Raw genomic sequence first — 14,544 nt, 5'->3', positions numbered from 1 at the left:
AATGAAAACATTATGAAGAAATTCTTTACCTCTTTAATTCTGTTTCTCTGTTTGATTTGTACAGGCTTTGTATCCAAAGTCTCGGCTCAGGCAGGACAGATCGGGACAGGAACGGGTACCTCTGTGTATCTCCCCATACGTTCCTATTATGGGTATAGTTATTCCCAGCAGATTTATACAGCTGCGGAACTTACGACTGCCATTGGTACGTCGAACTATATCACAGCTATAAAGTTTTATTCTACCACCGTCGCAGCCTCTCAGGCTGTTTATAAGGATTGGGTGGTATATATGGGAAACACCACCCAGAATAGCTTTACATCCAATACAAACTGGGTTCCGGTAAGTTCTATGACTCAGGTGTTTGACGGAGTTTTACCTAACTTAACGAATGGAAGCTGGGTAACTCTTCAATTGTCTACACCATTTTTATGGAATGGAACAGACAATCTTGTGGTTGCTGTCAATGAAAAAACTCCCGATTATGCATCTTCTCCAGGAACGGCTTGGGGATCATATAATGCTGGAGCGAACCGTGGGATCATCTATTATGAGGATTCTACAAATCCAGATCCTGCATCACCGCCTTCTGCAAAAGACAGGCTTGCAGATATTCCGAGAATACAGTTGGAAAGCCACCCGCTTCCAGCTTGTTCAACGGCGCCACCTACCAACATTACAGTTTCAAACCTGACAACAACTTCTGCTAATGTAGGATGGTACCTTTCCTCGGGTGCCACTTATGTGGTAAGATACAGACCTGTTTCTGGGGGAGCCTGGACAACAATCAATGTTACAACTCCTATGGTCGCAAACCAGATTATTACCGGATTAACTGAGCAGACTCAGTATGAAGTTCAGGTAGCCACTGTCTGCGGAGGGACACAGGGAGCATTCTCTTCCAGTGTCAACTTTACAACTCCGGCTCTTACATATTGTACTTCCGGTGCTACAAGTACCTATATTGACGGATATATCAATCAGGTTTCTGTTAATGCACAAGGTGCTCCGTCTATGTACAGCAACTCTGGTCAGAGTGGATATACAGATTACAGTACGGATCCTACAAGAGTAGTTACTTTGGTAAGAGGAGGTACAGCTACCGTTTCAGTTTCAAAAGCTTGGCCAGGTACTCAGTATAGCTTCTTAACAGGAGTTTGGATTGACTTTAACCGTAATGGTGTTTTTGAAGCAACTGAAAGAGTGCTTACTTCACCAAGTAACACAACTACTCCGGTTACCGCTACATTTACAGTACCCAATGGAGGTGGTGTATATACAGGAAACCTGACTACAAAAATGCGCGTTGTATTAAATGAATACAGCCCTATTAGTGCTTGTGGAACTTACTATTATGGTGAAACTGAAGATTATGCTGTGAAACTGATCGATTTGGCAGGATGTTCTACAGCCCCGCCATCTAATATTATGGTTAATAACGTAACTCCTTCTTCAGCGAATGTTACTTGGACATCTACTACAGGAGCTACTTATATAGTAAGATACAGAGTGTCTCCTTCAGGAGCATGGCAACAGATTGCAGTAAATACACCATTAATCAGTAACCAATTACTTACGGGATTATTGGAGCAGACTGCATATGATGTACAGGTTGCTACTGTTTGTGGAGGTACTACAGGGGCATTCTCACCAACCGTTACCTTTACAACACCTGCTCTTACTTATTGTACAGCAGGTCCTACAAGTAATACTGCAACAAGCGGATATATTAATAATGTAACTGTTACTCCTACGAATACTCCTATTATGATGAGTAATTCCGGATCTGACAATTACAAAGATTATACAGCGGATGCTACAAGAGTAGTAATCTTTGAAAGAGGTTCTGCAAATAATAAAATTTCTGTAAACAAATACTGGCCGGGTTCTCCTTCTTCATATGCAGTTTCAGCATGGGTAGACTTTAACAGAAACGGAACATTTGAAACCAGCGAGAGAATTCTTAATACAACCTATAATACAACTACACCGGTAACAGCTACTTTTGCAGTACCTACGGTGGCAAGTGGTAACGTGTATACAGGAAATCTTCCTACCCGTATGCGTGTAGTAATGAGATATTTTGATAATGCTAATCCATGTGGAACATTCACTCAGGGAGAAGTAGAAGATTATGCAGTAAAATTTGTAGATGCTCAGCCTTGTTCAACAGCTCCTCCAACAAATATTACAGTAAATAATATTGGGGCAACTACTGCAACAGTGTCATGGGTTGCTACTGCAGGGGCTACTTATAATATCAGATGGAGAGTTTCTCCAAGTGGGGTTTGGCAAACTGCTACAGTTCCTGCTGGTCAGAACTTCTATGGAATTACTGGTCTTACAGAGCAGACTAATTATGATGTTCAGGTTTCTACAACTTGTAACGGTTCTACAGGATCTTACTCATCAACAGTAACATTCACAACACCTCCATTGACTTACTGTCAAATGACAGGTACCGGTACAAATGACCATATTTCGAATGTAACAGTTACCTCTTCGAACCTTGGAGTGCCACCAATGAATAATACTTCGGTACAAACCAATTATACCAGCTATACTACTCCGGAGACGCTTATAACTTTAGATGTAGATTCTCAGAATAATAAAATCTCTGTAGCGAAAGGTTGGACAGGTGCCACAGGTAACGATGCTGTAACAGCATGGATCGACTTTGACAGAAACGGACAGTTTACAGATGCCGAGAGAATTTTAATTTCTCCAGCCAATACAACTACTCCGGTAACGGCTACTTTTGCTGTTCCTTCAAATTCTTACACAGGACCATTGACAACTACAATGAGAGTTGTATTAAAACGTACAAATGCTCCAGTAATGTGCCAGAATGCAGTGGATGGGGAAGTGGAAGATTATAGAGTAAGAATCAGACCTTGTAGTAATGCAACTCCTAACGCTCCAACATTTACAACTACACATACAACAGCTACTGTTACCATCACGGGAGCAGGAGTGAGCTATGTGGTGAGATACAGAGCTCAGGGAACAACAGCTTGGACGCAAGTATATGCTTCAGCACAATTGGGTAACCTTCCGTTAGTAATCACCGGACTGACACCAGCAACTACTTATGAAGTAGAGGTAGCAGCAATTTGTGGAGATATCGTTGGAACAGCAACACCAATCAAGACATTCACTACAAGATGTGATCCTACTCCTCCAAATGTAACAGTAAGTAACATTACTCCAACAACAGCATTGATTACATGGGCTCCGCTTGCAGCAAGCTCTACGTATACAATGAGATGGAGAAAAGTAGGTACTACTACATGGGCAACTATAAGTTTACCAGCAGCTCCTGCAAATACTTATGTATTGGGAAGTGCAACTCCTTTAGAGCCATATACAACTTATGAAGTACAGATTGCTAACCAGTGTAATGGTGAAACAACATTGAATCCATATTCTAACCCTAAAGTATTTACTACAGAAAGAATATGCCAAATTCCGCCTCCAGGATTGACAATTACTCAATTGCTTCCTACATCAGCGGCAATTCAGTGGGATCCGTTCCCTGGAGCAACGTATGTTCTTAGATATAGAAAAGTAGGTATTCCAAGTTGGACAGAAGTACCATCATTAGTTAATAACCTTGTATTGACAGGTCTTACAGAATTAACAAAATATGAAATGCAGGTAGTGAATATCTGTAACGGTACGCCAGGAAACTATACTCCTCCTTACTACTTTACAACACCTACAGTAATCTACTGTAAGATGAAAGGTGAAAACTCTACAGGAGAGCATATCTCTAAAGTTACTGTGAAGCCTACAGGTAAGAAAACAATGGAGAATGAATCCGGAGCTTCTACTTATACAGATTATACTGGAGTTCCTAAAACATTTATCGAGATGATCCAGGGATCAACTGACAATGAGATCATCATTGAGAAAAAATGGACAGGAACTACTTACAATGAAGGAATCGCAGTTTGGATTGACTTCAACAGAAACGGAGAGTTTGACATCAACGAAAGAGTATTTACTTCTTCACCTAATTCAAACAGCCCTGTTTCAGGTAAATTCAATGTACCTGCAGATGCTTTTGTAAGTATGACAGATTATAAGTATGTAGTGATGAGAGTAGCAATGTCTAGAGACGGTATCCCTGTGAACTGTACTGACTTCAAAAACGGAGAAGTAGAGGATTACACGGTAAGAATCTCTAAACCGACTGTTGCTAATCCAATTGATCAGACAAGTGTTATGATTTATCCTAACCCGGTAAGCTCAGTATTGTTTGTGAAAAATGTTAGCAAGAGAGCTAAATACAAAATCTACAATGCTGCTGGGCAGGTAATTGCTGACGGTATCTTACTAAACAACCAGATCAATGTAAGCAGATTGATTAACGGTGTTTATGTAATTGATATCGACGATAACGGTAATACTACCCAAAAGAAATTTATCAAAGAATAAGTCATTTAAATTTCACATAGAATAAGCCTCCATTTTTGGAGGCTTATTTTTTATTAAATTATCTCATTGGAATAATGTCTCAGAAATTATTTTTTTGCAGAAAAAAACTCGTTAGAAAAACTTCTAACGAGTTTTTATTTATTCAATACTGAAAACTACTTTTTCAGTTTGTTCTTTTAATTCTTCGAGATTGGTATTGTTATAGATAATACAATCTGCCATTTTTATTTTATCCCTTTCAGGCATCTGTTTTTCCATGACAGCTTCTACCTCACGATAAGTTTTGTTATCCCTGTCCATTACTCTTTTAATCCTGATATTATCCTCGGCTGTTACCAGAAGAGACTTATAACATTGTCTGTTAAGTTTCAGTTCAAACAATAAAGCTGTTTCTTTAAAAACTAAATATTTGCTTTGTTTCTTAACCCAGTTTTCAAAATCAATTCTTACAGCGGGGTGGATGATCTCATTCAATTGCTGAAGCAGATCTCTGTTATTAAAAACTTGATCAGCCACAAATTTTCTGTCATATAACCCATTTTCATCATAAGATTCTTCGCCAAGAAGTTCCTTGATTTTTGTTTTCAGGTCTTCACTCTCATTAACAATGGCTTTAGCTCTGTCATCGGAATAATAAACCGGAAAGCCGAATTCCTCTATAAAGCGCGCTACTGTGGTTTTTCCAGAACCTATTCCTCCTGTTAAACCAATGATCTTGGGTGCTGGTTCCGGCTCTGTCTGCTGTGTTTCTGAATGTAATTCTTCCATGATTAAAATTAATATCCAAAAACATCATTAAAGCTAAACGTCTCATCAAGTCTCACTCCTTTTTCGGTCATTTTAAGACTTGCCAGCTCATGATGAGCATCGTGTTCAAAGAACAGTAAATATTCATTGTCTACACATTGCTTCAGGAACTTTGCTTTCTCTTCCATTGTTAAAAGAGGCCTGGTGTCATATCCCATCACATACACCGGGTTGATATGTCCTGCTGTAGGAATAAGGTCAGCCGCAAAAACAACAGTTTTTTCCTGATACTGGATGACCGGAAGCATTTGTTTTTCTGTATGTCCGTCTACAAAGATAACGTCCATTTTAAGATCAGGAGCGAAACCGTAGTTTCCGGTAGTAGGAAGTGGCAGATAGTTAAGTTGTCCGCTTTCCTGCATTGGCATAATGTTTTCCTTCAGGAAACTTGCTTTTTCTCTTGCATTGGGTTCTGTTGCCCATTGCCAGTGATTTTCATTCGTCCAGAAATTAGCATTTTTAAAGGCAGGTCTGTATCCGGTTTTATCGTCATTCCATTCTATCGCTCCACCACAGTGATCGAAGTGAAGGTGAGTAAGGAATACATCCGTAATGTCCTCCTTTATAAAGCCATATTTTTTAAGATTCTTATCAAGAGTATCATCTCCCCAAAGAGAGTAGTGACCGAAGAATTTATCATCCTGTTTGTTACCAAGACCACAGTCTACCAGGATCAGTTTTTTTCCATCTTCAATAAGCAGAGAACGTGTCCCCAGCTCAATCAGGTTTTTTTCGTCTGCCGGGTTCGTTTTTTCCCACAGACTCTTCGGGACGACTCCGAACATAGCACCGCCGTCCAGTTTAAATTTTCCACATTGTATTGGATATAACTTCATATGTATATTTTGATTATTTCTTTATTAATTTCATTTTCTCTGCAATTTTTCTCGCGTTATCATCAGATTGCTCAAGTTGAGTAATGATGTTGTTAAAATCATCCTCTTTTCTGTTCTGAGAAAGTTTTTGCTTGATAAATATTTCGGTTGGAATAACTTTAATCCCAAACGCGCCCTTCATTTCCTTTTCCACAAATTCCTTTCCCATATCTTTTACCATCATGGGACATTGCTGAAAACTTTCATATTTGGACGTTAATTTATCCAAATGAGCATATAGCTCATCATGATTCATTATTTCAACTTTTCCGTGAATCTGTACTGCCTCATAATTCCAGGTGGAAACATTGATATGATCATACCAGCTGCTGGATATATAAGTATGAGCCCCTAAGAAGTCACAAAGAACTTCATCACCATTTTGTAAGGCTTTGGCCTGGGGATTAGCTCTTGAAATATGAGTTTCAATATAGGCATTTTCAGGATCATCTTCATTAAGCATCATCATAGAATGAGTAGCCCGTATCTTACCGACAGAAGAAATCAGTAAAGCAAAAGAATTTTCTTTGATAATCTCTCTCATCAAATCGTAATCTTCACTTCTGTATAATTTAGGTATAAACATAAACTAATCAATTCTCATTAACCTTAAACCTTAAACTTTGAATTAAAATAACTCTCCCGGGTTTTTAGGTCTTGTAATGTTTAAATGTTTGTAAGCTTTATCAGTAACTTCTCGCCCTCTCGGAGTACGGATAATAAACCCTTCCTGAATCAAAAATGGTTCATATACTTCTTCCAGGGTTTCCGGATTTTCAGCAATAGATGTTGCAAGAGCCGAGATACCAACTGGTTTTCCTTTAAAATTTTCAATCATGACGCGCATGATTTTATTGTCCATTTCATCCAGACCAAATTCATCCACATTTAAAGAGTCCAAAGCATATTTTGTAATCTTGATTTCAATTTCACCATTCCCTTTGATCTCAGCGAAATCACGTACTCTTCTTAATAATGCATTCGCAATCCTTGGCGTTCCACGGCTCCTTCTTGCAATTTCTATTGCTGCATCTTCATATATAACTACGCCTAAAACCCTTGCACTTCTCTGAATAATCATAGACAGAAGTTCAATAGAATAATATTCCAGCCTGCTTTGAATTCCAAATCGGGCAAGCATTGGTTTTGTAAGCATACCACTTCTTGTCGTAGCACCTACGAGAGTAAAAGGATTTAGCCCTATCTGTACACTTCTGGCATTAGGGCCTGTTTCCAGCATAATGTCAATCTTGTAATCTTCCATTGCAGAATACAGGTATTCCTCTACCACAGGAGAAAGACGGTGAATCTCATCAATGAAAAGAACATCATTTTCTTCCAGATTGGTCAGTAAACCAGCTAAACTTCCGGGTTTATCCAATACAGGGCCCGAAGTAACCTTGCAGTTTACCCCAAGTTCATTAGCAATAATATTGGCTAAAGTCGTTTTACCAAGTCCCGGCGGACCATGTAATAAAACATGATCCAATGCTCCTCCACGTCTTTTCGCAGCGGTAACAAAAACCTCAAGGTTCTCCAGCGTCTTTCTCTGCCCCGCAAAATCTTTAAAGCTCTGTGGACGGATCTGTTCTTCCTGCATCAGCTCCTCTCGTGAGTAGTTTTCCTTATCTGGATGTAAAAAATCTGGCATTAATTCATTTCATTTACTTCAAAGATAGCAAATTTAGACAAAGGTTGAAGGGCAGATTGAGAAAACGTTGAGATTGATAGAGAGGTTTAAGCCAGGGTTGAAAATGAGAACAGCTAAGATTTAAATAATTGGGATATTTTAAGTATTTTTGAGAGAAGAAATTATTAATAAAAATTAATGAAATTTTGAATGTTTGGAAAATTGAGTTTGATATAAAATGGATCAGCTTACATCTAAACATCGCATTAACTTTAAACTAATGAAATTAATAGGCCCATTTAAACAGGTGGTAACGCTTGCCAACTTACCTTTAAGAGGAAAAATTTCTGATGAGCAGCTGGAAATTATTGTAGACGGAGGAATTGTAGTAGATCAGAATACCATCAGGAAAGTTGGAAATTTTGAAACATTGAAAACAGAAAATCCTACTATAGAAATCGAACAGATTGAAGGAGAACAGATTGTTCTTCCTGCTTTTGTAGATTCACATACCCACATTTGTTTCGGAGGAAACCGTGCGAATGACTTTGCCATGCGTAATGCAGGAAAAACCTATCTGGAGATTGCGGAAAGCGGTGGTGGAATCTGGAGTTCCGTACAGCATACAAGAAATGCTTCAGAAGAAGAATTGTTAAAAACTTTAGGAGAAAGAATCAACTTTTTGATTGATCTGGGAATTACGACCATTGAAGTGAAAAGTGGATACGGTCTGGATGTGGAAAACGAGTTGAAGATGCTTAGAATTATTAAAAAAGCACAGAATGTAACCAAAGCCACTTTAGTTCCAACCTGTCTTTCAGCTCACTTAAAACCAAGAGATTTTGACGGAAGCAATCCCGAATATCTGCAATATATCATCACCGAAATTTTACCAAAAGTAAAAGAAGAGAGCTTAGCGAACAGAGTAGATATCTTTATTGAAAAGTCTGCTTTTCAGCCGGAAGAAAGTAAAGAATTCTTGCTTAAAGCAAAAGAATTAGGTTTTGAAATTACGGTTCACGCAGATCAGTTTACCCCTGGAAGTTCAAGAATTGCCGTAGAAGTAGGAGCGAAGTCTGCAGACCATCTGGAAGCAACAATAGATGAAGATATTCAGTTTCTGGCAGAATCTGATACGGTGGCAACAGCCCTTCCGGGAGCGAGTTTAGGATTGGGTGAGAAATTTACCCCGGCAAGAAAATTATTAGATGCAGGAGCTATTGTAGCTATTGCTAGTGACTGGAATCCGGGATCTGCCCCAATGGGAAATTTAATTACCCAGGCTTCTATTTTAGCCACCTTCCAAAAGCTTACTACAGCTGAAGTTTTGGCCGGGATGACCTTCCGTGCTGCTTATGCATTGAATCTTGAAGACAGAGGACAACTGGAAGTAGGGAAAAAGGCAGATTTTGTCACTTTCAAAACCAACAATTTCCAGAATGTACTGTATAACCAGGGAAGCCTGAAAGCAGAACAGGTTTATATTGATGGAAATCTGATATAAAATTATAAATTAACAATATTTGTTCTTCAATCATAATCGATTGAAGAACAGACAATAGGCAAATGACTGAATAATGAGTACTATTTGGCAAGGCAGATTGGACGGAGAAGAACTTCTCTATCACAGATTATTTCAAAGAGTTAAAGAAGAACGTAATTACGACAACATTGCTGCAGGAGATTTTGCATTGCATGGTTTTGCTGTGGATGAAGGAGTAAGGAGAAATAAAGGCCGTCAGGGAGCGAAAGATGCTCCTGATGTGATCAGGAAAAATATGTCTAATTTTCCGGTAATTCTTCCGGATTTTTCTCTGCTGGACTTTGGAAATCTTACCTGTGAAGACGGTAATCTGGAAAACGCTCAGAATAATCTTGCTAAAAATGTCTCAAAAGTCCTTCTAAAAGGAGGAAAATCCCTTGTTTTGGGCGGAGGACATGAAGTTACCTATGCTCATTATTTAGGCGTTAAAACAGCCTTCCCGGAACAAAAAATTGGAATTATTAATATTGATGCCCATTTCGATAACCGACAACCAGAAAATGGAGTAGGGCCAAGCTCAGGAACCGGATTCTGGCAGATTGCCCAGGAAGGTCCCATTAATTCTTTGCATATCGGAATTCAGAGAAACTCCAATACACTTAAGCTTTTTGATACAGCTCATCAGCATGGAATGAAATATATCCTGGCAGACGAATTATTTTTTGAAAACCTGACCTCCATCTATCAGCGTATTGATGAATTGCTGGACAATGTAGATTATGCCTATCTAACAATTTGTATGGACGTTTTTAATGCATCAATCGCTCCCGGAGTTTCGGCTGCTGCTTATAATGGTATCTTTGCAGATGCTGCATTTATGCATTTTTACAGGCATATCTTAAAAAATAAAAAATTGGTGGCGCTGGATGTGGCAGAAGTTAACCCTTCTTTCGATATCCAGGACAGAACAGCAAGACTGGCAGCATGTCTTGTAAATGAATGGCTAATGATGTAAGATAAAGTTATATTCTTCCGATAGAGAAAATCATTATTTTATTAACCCTTAAGGAATGGAATTTGCTGATTTCACCGTGCTTTTAAAATAAAAGCGCTCATAAATTCATTAGCTGAATTTAAAACAGAAATTTATATTATGGAACAATTAATTGAAAGCAAGCTTATTAAAGCAGATAAAGCGTTTTCAGTGTGGAGAAAAGTGCCGTTTGAGGAAAGGCAGAAGTTAATTGCAAAAGCAGCGGAAATTTTAAAGAATAATTCGGAGAAATTTGGGAAAATAATTACTACAGAAATGAATAAACCCATTTCAGAATCTATTGCTGAAGTGGAAAAGTGTGCTTTAATGATGAATTATTATGCCACTGCTGAAAATATATTAAAACCAGAAAAAGTTGAATCAGAATTTTCTTATTCTGAAGTTCATTATGCTCCGAAAGGGGTAATCTTAGGTGTAATGCCTTGGAATTTTCCTTTCTGGCAGGTGCTGAGATTTGCTACTCCTGCGATTTTAGCTGGGAATACAATCGTTTTGAAGCATGCTTCAATTTGTTTCGGAAGTGGAAATGCCATTGAAGAAGTACTTCTGGAAGCAGGTTTTCCTGAAGGTATTTTTCAGAATCTTGAAGTAGGACATAAAGCTGTAAAAGAAATCCTTGAACATGATACTGTAAAAGGAGTAAGCTTGACAGGCAGCGGAAAAGCCGGAGGAGAAGTAGCTTCAATTGCCGGTTTAAATATTAAAAAATCTTTACTTGAATTAGGCGGAAGTGATGCTTTCATTATTTTCGAAGATGCGGATCTGGAGGAAGCAGCAAAAGCAGGAGCAAAATCCAGACTTCAAAATTGTGGACAAACCTGTACTGCAGCAAAAAGATTTATCATTGATGAAAAGATTGAAGATGCGTTTTTACCAATATTCATTGAAGAATATAAGAAATATGAGATTGGAGATCCTTTAGATAAAGAAACCAAACTGGCAGGAATGGCAAGACCCGATCTTGCCGATGAATTGGAAGCTCAGTTCAACAGGGCATTGGAAAACGGTGCAGAAATTATTATTCCTTTGGAAAGAGTTTCTGAAAATGAATTTAATCCTGGTTTAATCAGAGTTCAGGAAGGAAATCCTATTTTAAAAGAAGAACTTTTTGGTCCTCTTGGTATGGTGATGATTGCAAAAAATGATGAAGAAGCTTTACAGATGGCCAATGATATTCCTTTCGGACTTTCCAATTCTGTATGGACTAAGAATAAAGACCGCCAGTTATTTTTCATTGAAAACCTTGAATCTGGAACAGTCAATATCAACCGTATGACAAGTTCTGATCCACGTTTTCCATTTGGAGGATCAAAAGCTTCAGGATATGGAACAGAACTATCTTTATTAGCTTTAAAAGAATTTGTGACCGCTAAGACGATTGTAGGTAACTAAATCAGGTATAATGTCATTCTTGGGAATCGAGGAATCTCAGAGGTTTTTCACTTCAATACGTTTCGTTCAGAATGACAAATTATCACACATAGAAAAAAAACTCCCGGAAATTCATTTCCAGGAGTTTTTTTATGCTTTGACAAAAAGTAATTTTGCTTATTGCTTATTGCTTATTGCTTATTGCTTATTGCTTATTGCTTATTGCTTATACTGTAGTAAGTCTCAATGTATTCGTTTTTCCACCTTCATATGATGGAGTAGCATTGATGTTGATTACGAAGTCTCCGGTTTCAATATAACCATAGTTGTGCGTTAGCATATTGACCTGGATGATCGTTTCGTCAGTAGACTTTTTCATATCATAGTAATAGGCATGTACACCCCAAAGAAGGTTCAGCATCGTAATTACTCTTCTGTTACCACTATATACGATGATGTGTGAGTTGGGTCTGTGTGCTGCAAGCTGGAAGGCTGTATATCCTGAATGAGTAAGGGTTACAATAGCAGAAACATTGGTTGTTTTAGCAATTCTTACTGCTGCAAGACAAACCCTGTTGGTAATGAATCTTTCATCAATACAGTTATAATCTTTCTCGATAGGCTCATTTTTGTGTTGGTAGAAATGAGTAGTTTCGATATTTTTTACAATTTTAGCCATGTTTTCCACAACCTGTACCGGATATCTGCCTACAGAAGTTTCTCCGGAAAGCATTACCGCATCAGCACCGTCCAATACAGAATTGGCAACGTCATTTACTTCCGCTCTTGTTGGTGTTAAACTGTTGATCATGGTTTCCATCATCTGAGTAGCAATAATTACCGGCTTGGAATAGAATCTTGCTTTTTCTACCAGGTTTTTCTGGATCGCAGGAACTTCCTCCATAGGAACTTCTACCCCAAGGTCTCCACGTGCAACCATTAATCCGTCGCATTCAAGAAGGATTTCATCAATATTTTTAACGCCTTCAGGTTTTTCAATCTTCGCAATAATAGGAGTCTTGAATTTACCGTTCGGGTGGTTTGCAATTAATTCTTTCAGGTCAATAATGTCCTGTGCGTGACGTACAAAAGAAAGAGCAATCCAGTCTACCTCCATGTCAAGCATGAAATTAGCATCCTGAACATCTTTTTCTGTCAAGGCAGGAAGAGAAACATTTGTATTAGGTAGATTAACTCCTTTTTTAGAACTTAACGGACCTCCCTGAATAGTTTTTGCTTTTACAGTATCTTTTTCATTGGTTTCGATAACCTCCAGCATTAGTTTCCCATCATCAATAAGGATTCTTTCACCTACTTTTACGTCTTGTGGAAACTGTTGGTACGTCATGTATACCTTTGTGGAATCTCCCTCCATCTTTTCATTAGTGAAGGTAAGAATATCACCTGGGTTCAGGTAAGATCCCTCCTTTACAACTCCCACTCTCAGTTTAGGCCCCTGAAGGTCTCCAAGGATTCCTACAGAATAACCATACTCATTGTTTAGCTCTCTAATTATTTCAATATTTTTTCGAACTAAGTCGTAATCTGCATGGGAAAAATTTATTCTGAAAATATCAACACCCGCTTTCATTAAATCTAACATTACCTCCTTCGACGATGAAGCAGGCCCTAGTGTTGCGATAATTTTTGTCTTCTTTAAATACTTATTCATAATACTGGATAATTTGATAAAGTTCCTCATCAGAACTCAATGTATAATCTTGAATTGGAAATACAAGATTTTCAGGGAGCAAAATTACGGAAAAATCAGGAAACTGTTCCGAACTATGCAGAATATATTCCACATCTACCTGATTATTTAATAAAAATTTAATGTTTTCTTCTTCTGTAAAGAGTTCTGTCTGAATTTTTTTTTGCTTACTTTCAGAAGATTTATTGGAAATGAAGGTAAAACAAGTCTTCGTATACTTGTGGTAGGCTTCAAATCTTGGAAAAAAATAATCATAATAACCTCCATGAAAGACAAGATCTTTCTTTCTTGAAAAATTGAGGTTGTTGATTTGATTTATTTTGTAGAAAAACTCGTGAGCAGGTATATCTTTGGCTAATCTTACCAATCCTATGGCAATATCTTCAAATTCTATATCATCAAGATCATAAAGTTTTTGAATTTCCAAGTATATTTTCTTTTTTGTTTAAAATATAAAATGCTCTCTGTGCTGCTTTTTCCTCTGCTTTCTTTTTGGAAGTCTCTGTTGCATTAGCAATTTTTTCATCTCCCAGCCATACATGGCATCTAAATACGATAGATTTATTAGCCTGTATTTCTTCGCAGGTTTCGTACTTTATATTGACCTTCTTCTTCTGACTCCATTCGAGCAGGAGACCTTTATAACTTACAATTTTGTTTTCAAGCTTATTGATCTCGGAAGGGGTCAGCAATTTTTCCAAAATAATCCTTTTACAGGTATCATAATGGAAGTCTAAATAAACGGCACCGATTAAGGCTTCAAACAAATTTCCAGAGATATTTTCTCCTAAAGCTGATGAGCTGTTTTGCTTTTGCAAAAGGCTGGTAAGCTTGAGATCTTCTCCTAATTTATTGAGGTTTTTCCTATTAACAATCTTAGATTTCATTTGTGTCAGATATCCCTCATTAGCCTGAGGGTAAGTCTGGAACAAATGACAAGAAATAATTGTACCCAAAACAGAATCTCCCAAAAATTCAAGTCTTTCGTAATTGCTGTCTTGATTTTTAGAAGAATTTTTCAAAGAAAAAGCTTCACGGTAAAGAGCGATATTCTGTACCTCTGTACCCAAAACTTTTCTAAGCTCGGTAATGAGAAAATATTCTCTCTCCGTTAATTGTCTTTTTCTTTTTTTGAGAAGGAATTTAGAAAAGTATTTCTGTAACTCCATTCAT

11 protein-coding genes are annotated in these 14,544 nt (G+C 37.8%); 4 read left to right on the top strand and 7 right to left on the bottom strand.

Annotated elements, in window-relative coordinates:
- The first annotated feature begins 12 nt into the window (after window positions 1-12).
- Window positions 13-4,440, top strand: coding sequence for a GEVED domain-containing protein (locus RHP76_RS12505; RefSeq protein ID WP_311228334.1), 4,428 nt, complete (start codon window positions 13-15; stop codon window positions 4,438-4,440).
- 138 nt (window positions 4,441-4,578) lie between these two features.
- Here RHP76_RS12505 and coaE read toward each other — a convergent pair whose 3' ends face one another.
- From coaE to ruvB, 4 genes are read right to left on the bottom strand one after another with little or no spacing between them, the layout of a single operon-like run.
- Window positions 4,579-5,208, bottom strand: coding sequence for a dephospho-CoA kinase (gene coaE / locus RHP76_RS12500; protein ID WP_216443816.1), 630 nt, complete (start codon window positions 5,206-5,208; stop codon window positions 4,579-4,581).
- Window positions 5,209-5,216: 8 nt separating this feature from the next.
- The gene (locus tag RHP76_RS12495; RefSeq protein ID WP_062675793.1) at window positions 5,217-6,083 is read right to left on the bottom strand and encodes an MBL fold metallo-hydrolase; all 867 of its coding nucleotides are present in this window, start codon (window positions 6,081-6,083) and stop codon (window positions 5,217-5,219) included.
- A 13-nt stretch (window positions 6,084-6,096) separates the two neighbouring features.
- Window positions 6,097-6,708, bottom strand: a complete 612-nt coding sequence (locus RHP76_RS12490; RefSeq protein ID WP_062675794.1) for an FMN-binding negative transcriptional regulator — start codon at window positions 6,706-6,708, stop codon at window positions 6,097-6,099.
- A 42-nt stretch (window positions 6,709-6,750) separates the two neighbouring features.
- Window positions 6,751-7,773: a Holliday junction branch migration DNA helicase RuvB gene (gene ruvB, locus RHP76_RS12485; RefSeq protein ID WP_062675795.1), complete on the bottom strand. Its 1,023-nt coding sequence runs from the start codon at window positions 7,771-7,773 to the stop codon at window positions 6,751-6,753.
- A 259-nt stretch (window positions 7,774-8,032) separates the two neighbouring features.
- Between ruvB and hutI the strand changes: the two genes are divergently transcribed.
- The 3 genes from hutI (at window position 8,033) to RHP76_RS12470 (ending at window position 11,681) form a co-directional block, all read left to right on the top strand.
- On the top strand, window positions 8,033-9,256 hold the full coding sequence (hutI, locus tag RHP76_RS12480) for an imidazolonepropionase (RefSeq protein ID WP_062675918.1): 1,224 nt from the start codon (window positions 8,033-8,035) through the stop codon (window positions 9,254-9,256).
- A 73-nt stretch (window positions 9,257-9,329) separates the two neighbouring features.
- Window positions 9,330-10,250 (top strand): formimidoylglutamase, encoded by a 921-nt coding sequence (gene hutG, locus RHP76_RS12475; RefSeq protein ID WP_123279070.1) that lies wholly within the window; start codon window positions 9,330-9,332, stop codon window positions 10,248-10,250.
- Window positions 10,251-10,388: 138 nt separating this feature from the next.
- Entirely contained in the window at window positions 10,389-11,681 is a 1,293-nt protein-coding gene (locus tag RHP76_RS12470; RefSeq protein ID WP_120232746.1) for an aldehyde dehydrogenase family protein, read from the top strand.
- Between the two features lie 205 nt (window positions 11,682-11,886).
- Here the strand turns inward: RHP76_RS12470 and pyk are convergent, their stop codons facing one another.
- From pyk to rnc, 3 genes are read right to left on the bottom strand one after another with little or no spacing between them, the layout of a single operon-like run.
- Window positions 11,887-13,332, bottom strand: a complete 1,446-nt coding sequence (pyk, locus tag RHP76_RS12465) for a pyruvate kinase (protein ID WP_062675798.1) — start codon at window positions 13,330-13,332, stop codon at window positions 11,887-11,889.
- Complete coding sequence (locus RHP76_RS12460; protein WP_311228333.1) at window positions 13,325-13,798, bottom strand: IPExxxVDY family protein; 474 nt, start codon at window positions 13,796-13,798, stop codon at window positions 13,325-13,327. Before RHP76_RS12460 ends, pyk begins: the two co-directional genes overlap by 8 nt.
- The gene (rnc, locus tag RHP76_RS12455) at window positions 13,776-14,540 is read right to left on the bottom strand and encodes a ribonuclease III (RefSeq protein ID WP_311228332.1); all 765 of its coding nucleotides are present in this window, start codon (window positions 14,538-14,540) and stop codon (window positions 13,776-13,778) included. The genes RHP76_RS12460 and rnc overlap by 23 nt, the downstream gene beginning before the upstream one ends.
- Window positions 14,541-14,544 lie beyond the last annotated feature (4 nt).

Origin of the sequence: Chryseobacterium sp. SG20098, from assembly GCF_031844745.1 — a bacterium.
GTDB lineage: Bacteria > Bacteroidota > Bacteroidia > Flavobacteriales > Weeksellaceae > Chryseobacterium > Chryseobacterium cucumeris.
Note: the sequence above shows the minus strand (reverse complement) of the source record. Positions and strands in the feature narration are given on the sequence as shown.

What these genes read in the sequence shown, in the direction of transcription:
- RHP76_RS12505 (WP_311228334.1), top strand. Translation starts at nt 13, where the DNA reads ATGAAGAAATTCTTTACCTCTTTAATTCTGTTTCTCTGTTTGATTTGT.
- coaE (WP_216443816.1), bottom strand. Translation starts at nt 5,208, where the DNA reads ATGGAAGAATTACATTCAGAAACACAGCAGACAGAGCCGGAACCAGCA.
- RHP76_RS12495 (WP_062675793.1), bottom strand. Translation starts at nt 6,083, where the DNA reads ATGAAGTTATATCCAATACAATGTGGAAAATTTAAACTGGACGGCGGT.
- RHP76_RS12490 (WP_062675794.1), bottom strand. Translation starts at nt 6,708, where the DNA reads ATGTTTATACCTAAATTATACAGAAGTGAAGATTACGATTTGATGAGA.
- ruvB (WP_062675795.1), bottom strand. Translation starts at nt 7,773, where the DNA reads ATGCCAGATTTTTTACATCCAGATAAGGAAAACTACTCACGAGAGGAG.
- hutI (WP_062675918.1), top strand. Translation starts at nt 8,033, where the DNA reads ATGAAATTAATAGGCCCATTTAAACAGGTGGTAACGCTTGCCAACTTA.
- hutG (WP_123279070.1), top strand. Translation starts at nt 9,330, where the DNA reads ATGAGTACTATTTGGCAAGGCAGATTGGACGGAGAAGAACTTCTCTAT.
- RHP76_RS12470 (WP_120232746.1), top strand. Translation starts at nt 10,389, where the DNA reads ATGGAACAATTAATTGAAAGCAAGCTTATTAAAGCAGATAAAGCGTTT.
- pyk (WP_062675798.1), bottom strand. Translation starts at nt 13,332, where the DNA reads ATGAATAAGTATTTAAAGAAGACAAAAATTATCGCAACACTAGGGCCT.
- rnc (WP_311228332.1), bottom strand. Translation starts at nt 14,540, where the DNA reads ATGGAGTTACAGAAATACTTTTCTAAATTCCTTCTCAAAAAAAGAAAA.